The sequence below is a fragment of the ANME-2 cluster archaeon genome, assembly GCA_014237145.1.
In the GTDB taxonomy this organism is placed as follows: domain Archaea; phylum Halobacteriota; class Methanosarcinia; order Methanosarcinales; family Methanocomedenaceae; genus Methanocomedens_A.
Genome location: JAAXOC010000082.1, coordinates 1 through 9037, shown reverse-complemented (window position 1 = coordinate 9037; position 9037 = coordinate 1). Strand labels below are relative to the sequence as shown.

General features: G+C 41.9%; 10 protein-coding genes. All 10 read left to right on the top strand.

Going from position 1 to position 9037, the window contains the following annotated elements; genetic code table 11:
* The first annotated feature begins 218 nt into the window (after positions 1-218).
* The 10 genes from HF974_10645 to HF974_10600 all read left to right on the top strand — a co-directional run bounded on the left by HF974_10645 (position 219) and on the right by HF974_10600 (position 8904).
* Positions 219-614, top strand: a complete 396-nt coding sequence (locus tag HF974_10645; GenBank protein ID MBC2698765.1) for a DUF2209 domain-containing protein — start codon at positions 219-221, stop codon at positions 612-614.
* Positions 615-689: 75 nt separating this feature from the next.
* Positions 690-1964 (top strand): GTPase HflX, encoded by a 1275-nt coding sequence (gene hflX, locus HF974_10640; GenBank protein ID MBC2698764.1) that lies wholly within the window; start codon positions 690-692, stop codon positions 1962-1964.
* A gap of 495 nt (positions 1965-2459) precedes the next feature.
* The gene (locus HF974_10635) at positions 2460-3170 is read left to right on the top strand and encodes an ABC transporter ATP-binding protein (GenBank protein ID MBC2698763.1); all 711 of its coding nucleotides are present in this window, start codon (positions 2460-2462) and stop codon (positions 3168-3170) included.
* A gap of 11 nt (positions 3171-3181) precedes the next feature.
* Positions 3182-4423: a hypothetical protein gene (locus tag HF974_10630; GenBank protein MBC2698762.1), complete on the top strand. Its 1242-nt coding sequence runs from the start codon at positions 3182-3184 to the stop codon at positions 4421-4423.
* Between the two features lie 13 nt (positions 4424-4436).
* Positions 4437-5651 carry an ABC transporter permease gene (locus tag HF974_10625; protein ID MBC2698761.1) on the top strand — a complete coding sequence of 405 codons (1215 nt, stop codon included), beginning with the start codon at positions 4437-4439 and terminating at the stop codon, positions 5649-5651.
* A 26-nt stretch (positions 5652-5677) separates the two neighbouring features.
* The gene (locus tag HF974_10620; protein MBC2698760.1) at positions 5678-6892 is read left to right on the top strand and encodes an ABC transporter permease; all 1215 of its coding nucleotides are present in this window, start codon (positions 5678-5680) and stop codon (positions 6890-6892) included.
* 66 nt (positions 6893-6958) lie between these two features.
* Complete coding sequence (locus HF974_10615; protein MBC2698759.1) at positions 6959-7774, top strand: alpha/beta hydrolase; 816 nt, start codon at positions 6959-6961, stop codon at positions 7772-7774.
* 162 nt (positions 7775-7936) lie between these two features.
* Positions 7937-8140 carry a hypothetical protein gene (locus tag HF974_10610; GenBank protein MBC2698758.1) on the top strand — a complete coding sequence of 68 codons (204 nt, stop codon included), beginning with the start codon at positions 7937-7939 and terminating at the stop codon, positions 8138-8140.
* Between the two features lie 154 nt (positions 8141-8294).
* On the top strand, positions 8295-8537 hold the full coding sequence (locus HF974_10605) for a hypothetical protein (GenBank protein ID MBC2698757.1): 243 nt from the start codon (positions 8295-8297) through the stop codon (positions 8535-8537).
* A gap of 64 nt (positions 8538-8601) precedes the next feature.
* Positions 8602-8904 carry an ATP-binding cassette domain-containing protein gene (locus HF974_10600; GenBank protein ID MBC2698756.1) on the top strand — a complete coding sequence of 101 codons (303 nt, stop codon included), beginning with the start codon at positions 8602-8604 and terminating at the stop codon, positions 8902-8904.
* Positions 8905-9037 lie beyond the last annotated feature (133 nt).

Below are 9037 nucleotides of genomic sequence, written 5' to 3'. Positions count from 1 at the left end.
AACACAGATGAACACAGATTTTCAGGTAGCGTATCCGCGTTTATCTGCGTTCGTCTGCGGTTAGTTTGATAATACCAACATGTAATGTGACGGTCTCGAAAATAAGTCTAACTTAAATACGATTAAAGCGGTTTTGAGATGTGCGGAAAGTAAGTTACAATATTATTGGAAGAGCACCAGAAGTTCAACCAGCCAACCCAAAAATGTGAGCCACACAAATGTACAACATAATTGCAGTTGACATATCAGGACGCCATAAGATCAATGATCGCTACTACATGGTATGCGCAGCTGTATCCGTATCAATCACTGCCGAACATATTGAGAGAGTGAACCAGGTCAAGATCAAACCATTCTGGCTGGACTCAGCACCTGAGTTAACGGATATCATACAAGTCATTGAAGATACTGCAAAAGAGATCGAGTTTGGGGGTACTATCATTACCGAGCACGGGGAAATGTATAACCAGCCAGAAAGAGTGGTTGCGAGCATGTTCTCGCGCGAGTTTAAGTATCAGGAATCACTGGGCGATCGTAGTTCGATCGAACTGGCACACCATATATCACTTTGCACACGAAATCTTCTTTTAAGTGAACTTGGAATTGAGAGTTGATAGAATTTTGTTACAATTGAAAGCATAGTTAGAATTAGAATTACAATTGTAGACTGTTTGAAGGACTCATGAACTATGAAACGTGTGATACTTGTCCAGCGAAATGAACCCACAAACGATGAGTCCGGAAACATACGAAAACTTATTGAATTGAAGGATCTGGCAAGATCTGCAAACTACAAAGTGATTGGCGATGTTACACAAACAAGAAGACCTGACAGGAAATACCAGATCGGGCGTGGAAAGGTTGAAGAACTTGCCTTGATGATGGAAGAGTTGGGGGCCGATGGGATAATCTTTTCCAACCAGTTGAGTACAACACAGATATACAACATATCCGAGACCTGCAGGTGTGAAGTAATTGACAAGTTCCAGTTGATACTTGAAATATTTGCCAAGCGGGCAACCACAAAACGTTCTAAACTTCAGGTCGAACTTGCAAAATTACAGTACGAACTCCCAAAAGCAAAGGCGATCATGTCACTTCTTAAAAAAGAAGAGCGTCCCGGGTTTATGGGACTTGGGAGTTATGAGGATTCGTATGAGCAGGACATCAGGAACAGGATAAACCGAATAAAAAAAGAGCTTGCAAGTGTCCAAAAAGACAACGAATCACTACGGATCAAGCGGCATGAATATGGTTTTTCAATTGTATCACTGGCAGGCTATACCAGCTCCGGAAAAAGCACGCTTTTCAATGCACTTGTAGATGAAGATGTACACGTTGAGGATATGCTTTTCACAACACTCCTGCCAATAACACGTGCGCTGAATATCCGTGGGCGCCGTGTACTTTTGACTGACACGGTCGGCTTTATTGAAGATCTGCCACACTGGATGATCGATGCGTTTCGTTCAACACTGAACGAGATATTCCTTGCCGATGTCATCCTGCTGGTTGTTGATGCCAGTGAATCTCCTGACATCATGCGGCAAAAACTTGTCACTTCGCATGACACATTTTGGGAACAAATAAAAGGAGTGCCTATCATCACTGTGCTGAATAAAATTGACAGAATTACAGAAAATGAACTGAAAGAGCGACTCGAAAATGTAGGGTACCTTACTCCAAATCCTGTTGCAGTCTCTGCAAAAAATGGTTTGGGGTTTGATGAACTTAAGATGGAGATATACAGGCAACTCCCTAAATGGAAACGCGACACGGTTTCATTGCCAATGTCGGAATATGGAATGTCAATTGTATCATGGTTGTTTAATGAAGGTATTGTGCACAACATCAATTACAAAGACCGGATCATAGTCGATTTTGAAGCGCGGGATGAGATTGTTCTAAAGGCAAGGATAATCGAAAAAAAAGATAAACATGTGCATAACCATATGTTTACATAATAGTGGAGTTCACCCCAAAAAATGGTGCCAAAATCTATGAAATCCCATGTATTTGCCTCAAAATTAATGTATTTATTTGGTCAAAATTCGCATAAATAAATTTTTTTACACCATTTTTCATACACCAGACAGGGCTCACTCACGGCAATTTGTCCTCGCACATGAGTAAGCTGGAATCTGCATTATATTGAAGTCGTGAAGGAGTTCGTGGATAAAAAGCCGCAGACTATGCTCCATCCGGGTGATAGGTGGCGGGATGCATTTTGGGCCTGTGGAGTCTAAAATTGCTTATATCAACGCTATCGGCCAGCTACCTACATTAGAACAATCAGAACAAAATCCGCGACGATTGTCTTGTACAAAAACGTACTATTTTTTCCAATCCATCGATTAATCGAAAGGCATAAATACTAATAACATAAATTAAAAACTATACTTGTCTAAAAATAGACCGGTTTATGAATAATTAAACACTATATGGATAAGGTGGATAATATGGAAGAACAAATTGTTAGTGAATCATCTGCGGATGGTGACACAGTCATTGATATCATCGATGTAAGGAAAAGTTATCAGCGGGGAGGTATGGAAATACCGATCCTTAATGGCATTGACCTCACAGTCAGGTCTGGCGAATTCCTTGCCATTATGGGTCCGTCGGGTTCAGGCAAAAGCACATTGATGAACATGATCGGATGCCTTGACAGGCCCACATCGGGACAGATCTTTGTAAAAGGCCAGGACATAAATCAGATATCGGATAATGAGCTTGCACACCTCAGGGGACGTGAGATAGGGTTCGTATTCCAGACCTTCAACCTGATTCCCAGGTTGACTGCTTACCAGAATGTGGAACTACCAACATTTGCTACTAAAAAGAACGGTACTGTTGTCAGTACAAAAGTAAGAGACCTGCTGGAACTTGTTGGACTAGAAGACCGTATGGACCATAAGACCACTGAACTTTCAGGCGGGCAGTGCCAGAGAGTTGCCATTGCCCGGGCTCTAATAAATGACCCGATGTTGATACTTGCAGATGAGCCGACAGGAAACCTGGATTCAAAAACTACTGGTGAAATCATGAAAATGTTCTCAGACCTGCATGAACAGGGCCGGACAATTGTTATGATCACACACGATCCTGATATTGCAGAATTTGCAGACAGGATTGTGCTGGTGAAAGATGGAGTAATAGAAAATAATTGAGGTGAAGAGTTATGAAAAGTATAAGGAAATATATGAATTTTCTGGGGTCTTTGTTTTTAGTAGCATTGATATTTGCAATGTCCATGATCCCGGTTTCGGCAAGTGCTGCTGCACTTAGGGCAGATATCGTACAATGTGACCCGAATCCTGCAGAGATCGGGCAATATGTAAACGTATGGATAAAGATTGAAAATATCGGTAACACAAGGGCCGAGGATGTTTCAGTAGAACTTATCCCATCATATCCATTCTCATTGGATGCGGGAGATGATGCTGTAAGGAATATCGGAATCTTATCAACAGATAGACATGCATCACTGGAATACCACTTATATGTGGATGAAAATGCAAGACCTGGTACCAGATCGATAAAGGTACGCTACCAGGATAATGAAGGCACGGCCTGGAATGAGGAGACACTTAATATCTGGGTCGGTTCAGGTTCGGATACATTTGACAGCAAGGGGACCATCCAGCTTGAACAGATCACAACAGAACCTGAAGTACTGATGCCGGGTGATGCAGGGACCGTGACTTTTACATTAAAAAATACCGCAACCCAGCATTCCATCAGCCTTGGCGATACAGAGTATGATACAAATGCCAGGGTCAGGTCTGCAACACTTGAAGGTACAGATGATATTCGGGTAAAAAGCGATCCATACCATGATACCGGTATCCTTGGACCTGGAGATACTGTAGACCTTACATATAATATCGAGGTAGATGACTCTGCCCGGGACGGTACTAAACATCTGGAATTTATTGTGGTTGGAAGTTCCCATACATATAATTATTACTGGAATGTTCCCGTCAAGGTCGATTCGGCAGGTATCAAGGTGATCCCTACCAAACCCCTGACTATTGATAATGGTGTGGCAACTATTGAATTCGATATTGTCAATACCCATCCCAATACGCTGACCTCGGTATCGATCAGGCCCCATGCAGAGGGAATCGAATTCTCACCTGTGGAATATTTCATAGGGTCCATGGACCATGATGAACTGTTTACTGTGGAATTTGATGCACAGGTAGTATCAGATGATGTGTCAGACCAGCAAGAACTTGCATTGATAGCCCAGTACAGGAGCGGCTTCAACCAGCATGAGACAACACTTAACGACCTGAGTCTGTCAATTGTTACTGACAAGCCGAACGGTGGTCCCGGATTTGCAGGTATCAGCGCTCTGGTTGTTATCTTTGTAATATCAAGCCTGGTGATGTACAAGCGTAAGAAACACCAGCAATAAGGAGGTGGACCGGATGGTAAACATTGTACAGTCCCTGCGTATCGCTGCGGGAAGCATAAGAAGTGCCAAGATGAGGTCCATCCTCACTACCCTTGGGATTGTCATTGGCGTGGCTGCAGTGATCGCCAATGTATCCCTCGGAGCCAGTTTCCAACAATATTTCGATGAAGAGATCGGGTCCGTTGGTTCGAATTTCATTATTATAAACCATATGGAACCGGATCTGTTCCATGATAATGAACTGGAACTTGTCGAAAATACACCGGGTATTGTCATTGTTTCACCTATTAAACAATCGCTCCAGAAAGTAACCCATCTATCTACATCCAGACACCTGTCAGTCGATGGAGTATCAGAAGATTATGAAACGGTTGCCAATCTCAAATTCGAGGAAGGAAGTTTCCTCAGTGACCAGGATAAATATGTTGCCGTTATAGGAAATGATGTGGCTTATAAAAAATTTGACCGCAAGATTTTCACCCAGAATTCCATTGATATCACATTTCGAAAGGATGACGGTAGTGAAGTAACTAAAAGATTTAAAGTAAAAGGAATACTGGAGAGCCCTAAGACCACTATGGTACAAAGCCCCATTGCTCCTGATGAACGCATATTCATCCCGATCTCGACCTTAAATGAGATACAGGGGGAAGATGATTATGGCAGTTTCCTTGCAATGGCATCCAGTATGGATACAATACAAGCGACTTCCGATGACCTGGATCAAAAACTTGGGCGTCATTTTGGAGTACCATCAAAGGATATGAATGATGATGATACAAAACCCTATTCAATCCACAACCAGGGTGAGATACTTGAGAAAACTGACCAAATGGCTGGAATTTTGGGTGCACTGCTCACTTCTGTGGCACTGATCTCACTTGTGGTTGGTTCCATCGGTATTATGAACATCATGCTGGTTACGGTAACCGAACGCACCCGGGAGATCGGGATACTGAAATCATTAGGTTATACAAATTTGAATGTCCTGGTTCTGTTCATTGGTGAATCGGTTGTGTTGAGCGTGATCGGCGGACTGCTTGGTATAGGGCTGGGTGTACTGGGAGCATATGGTGCACAGAGTTTAATGGCGCTACCGCACGCATTTCCAGTTGAACTGATCGTGATAGGATTTGTAGTATCTGTCATCGTGGGCCTGATCGCTGGTGTGTATCCTGCTAATAAAGCTGCCAGGATGAACACAGTGGATGCTTTGAGGAGTGAGTGAATTTAACAAAAGGAGGAATGAGTCAAATGATAAATTTTAAACAGTCATTGCATATCGCAGCAGGAAGCATACGAAGTGCCAAGATGAGGTCCATCCTCACTACCCTTGGGATTGTAATCGGTGTGGCTGCAGTGATCGCAAATGTATCCCTGGGAGCCAGTTTCAACCAGTATTTTGAAGACATGTCTTTTGGTATGGGCTCAAACTTTATCATAGTAGGCGGCAAGGAACCTGGTCTTTTTCATGACAATGAAATGAAACTGATCGATAATACTCCCGGTATAGTGGGCATTACACCATATAAACGAGAAGAATCTGTCAAAGTCACGTATTATTCCACTTCCAAACGTATTAATGTGCTTGGAGCTAGTGAAGATATTGAAGAACTTTCAAATATTAAACTGGAAGATGGAACTTTCCTAAATGATAAGGACAAGTATGTAGCTGTCATCCCCCATACAATAGCGTATGATAAGTTTGACCGCAACATTTTGACCCAAAATTCTATTGATATCACATTTCATAAAGATGATGGCACTGAAATTACCAGGGAGTTCATTATCAAGGGGATAATTGAAGAGAAAGAGGAATCGTTCATTTCATCCGGGTTTGGAGATAATACGATCATTATTCCGGTGGCAACATTAAATGAAATACTGGGAGAGGATGATTATAGAGCTTTCTTTGCCATGTCATCCAGCCGGGATACTATAAAAGAAACAGATGAAGAAGTTGATAAAAGGCTGGCCCGTCATTTTGGTATCCCTTCACGTGATATGGATAATGATGATGCAAAACCGTATAGTATGACAAACCAGGCAGAACTACTGGAGAGAATGGGCCAGACATCTGATAACTTATCAGCTCTGTTTATTTCAGTTGCCTTGATCGCATTGATCGTAGGCTCGATCGGTATCATGAACATCATGCTGGTTACGGTAACCGAACGTACCCGCGAGATAGGTATTTTAAAGTCAGTGGGTTTTACCAATTGGAATGTCCTGTTGTTGTTCATTGTGGAATCTATAATCTTAAGTGTGTTCGGAGGACTGCTTGGAACCGGATTGGGTGTACTTGGTGCTTACGGTGCTGGGAGCTTTATGAAACTGCCAATTGTATTCCCTCTGGAACTGATAGTGGTAGGATTTAGCGTATCTGTCATTGTAGGACTGATCGCAGGCGTGTATCCAGCAAACAAGGCTGCCAGGATGAATACAGTGGATGCATTGAGGAGTGAGTGAAAACATCAGGATATGCAGATCCCATCAGGATTTGCAAATCCATATCTAACAAAGAAAAGTGATCGCATGAAAAACGAAAAGGCTAAACTTGGTGACAATGTTGAAATCGAATATTCGCTTTCAGGTGCTGAAAGTGAAGAGACTCTACTCTTCGTGCATGGACTGGGGAGCAACCTTGACCAGTTCGAAATTCAGCAGCAATATTTTGAAAAGAATTACCAGGTACTGCTGATATCCCTGCACGGTCACGGAAACTCATCAGCCCCAATAAATCCAACCCCGGCTGATTATTCAGTAAGGGAGATGGCCAGGGATGTGCAGGCTCTACTGGCACATCTGGGTATCAACAAGGTTCATTTTGTGGGTAACTCAATGGGTGGATTAGTTGGCTATGAATTACTGGAGATGGATGAGGGTCTGCTGTCATCACTTACGACTTTCGGCACTACGGCCAGACTCCATTCTTCACGTTTCACTCTCTGGACTTTACTTACATTGATGCGGTTTTTAGGTCCGAAAGGAACTGCATGGCTTGTCGGCAAAACTGCTTCGAAGGATAAGTCTGTACGTGCCCGATTGAAACGGATGTACGAAATGGTATCAAAGAACGCACTTGAGCTGATCACTATGAACATCGCTGATTATGACTATATGGATACGATTTGCAGGCACAACATTCCGATGATGTTGATCAGGGGCGGAAATGATAAGGAGATTAATAAGAACCTGGGTCCTGTGCTGGAAATAATGGGGAATAAGCCATACTTCGAACTTGTTGAAATGCCCAATGCCGGGCATTTTGCGAATATGGAAAAACCTTCGGATTTCAATGAGATTTTAAAAAGGTTCCTGTTAAAACAATCCATAAGGAATTATCTGTGAGGAATAGGTGGATGAATGAATAGATAAAGGAATGATCTTATGTTAATCGAAAGGGAAACATTATTGTTCACAACACTGACCCTGTTTTTAGGGTTATTTGTCATACTGGTTGTAGGAATGATCTCTGCATCGTCCTGACCATTGGAATGGGAGTGTGGAATAATGGGAATCGGATTCAAGCTACTGAATAGAGCTAACCGGGCACAGTTGTTGTTAATAATTGGAACCGGCATATTTGCTGTCGGTGCATTGGGTTTTATAGCCGGATACCTGTCACAGGGACAGACCTCGATATTAGGTGCCTTATCTCTTATTCTTGCAGGTGCCGGCTCAAGTATGAAGAAGTTGAAATATCAAAAGGGGTAAGATAGGAAAAAAAGGAGCTTAAATGTCTCGATGTGAATAATGGTGATAAAATATGACGATTGATCGAAAGGTATAAGTAATTATAAATCAATTAGTTATTGAATAGATATGTATAAAAAATAAAGTCAAATCTAACATGAATGGAGTGATGAAAATGAAAGTGAAATGCAGGTACCCGGGATGTGAAATAATGCTACATACTACTGCCGGGCGCGACTATCATGAAGAGACAGCACATGGCATGATCTACAATTTACCACTTCAACCATTACTTCAACAGATACAATTATTTAGTAATATTAATAAGATCTTTAAATCCACCGAACTGCAATTAAAAATAATCCTGGATGTAGCTTTTGTGGATATGATAAATACCCACATCAACCAATCGGGTTAGCTGCCAGATCTTAGCAAATCATTTTTGAGTGTAACTAAATTTCAATTTAACAAGAGGTTATAAAATGATCGAAGTACAGGATCTAACAAAAACATTCAATGGAAAAACCGTAGTCAATGGACTAAATTTCCAGGTCCGGGAAGGCGAGATATTCGGATATCTGGGTCCCAACGGAGCAGGAAAGACCACAACCATGAGAATAATCCTTGGACTTCTCAGGCCAATTTCAGGAAAGGCACTGGTTTTCGGTGACGATCTCGGCAGTAATAAGTCGAGCTATTGTAGTGGCATTTATGCTAACAATTGTATATTTGATTATGTATCACCCTACTTTCAAGTCAATTGGAGGTCTTTGGGGAATGAGTGAAAAATCAATAAGCCGATTGGCTATGATCTTACTCTTATTTAGCATGAAAGTACCCTCAGTCTTAACATCCCGTGACTATCGTTGTAAAGAAAACAACAATTTTCTGGGATGTTAAGATCAAAGATATTTATCT